The following is a 328-nucleotide window of genomic DNA, read 5'->3' as shown; positions in this document are numbered from 1 at the left end:
TTCGCGTATCGGCCGCGCATGGGCCGCGATCCGCGAAGACGAAATCGCCGCGAAAGCGATGGGCATCAACACCCGTAACGTGAAGCTGCTCGCATTCGCGATGGGCGCGTCGTTCGGCGGCCTGTCGGGCGCGATGTTCGGTGCGTTCCAGGGCTTCGTGTCGCCCGAGTCGTTCACGTTCTGGGAATCGATCGTCGTGCTGGCGTGCGTGGTACTCGGCGGCATGGGCCACATCCCGGGCGTGATCCTCGGCGCGGTGCTGCTCGCGATCTTCCCGGAATTCCTGCGTTCGACGATGAGCCCGCTGCAGCACGCGATCTTCGGTCAT

General features: G+C 65.2%; 1 protein-coding gene. It reads left to right on the top strand.

The window, feature by feature from the left end; translation table 11 throughout:
• Positions 1-328, top strand: a 328-nt coding sequence (locus U4Z64_RS37465) for an ABC transporter permease subunit (RefSeq protein WP_415750636.1), incomplete at both ends; no start/stop codon positions are given.

Source organism: Burkholderia sp. BCC1996, assembly GCF_905339955.1.
In the GTDB taxonomy this organism is placed as follows: domain Bacteria; phylum Pseudomonadota; class Gammaproteobacteria; order Burkholderiales; family Burkholderiaceae; genus Burkholderia.
This window is presented reverse-complemented; position numbering and strand designations above follow the sequence as displayed.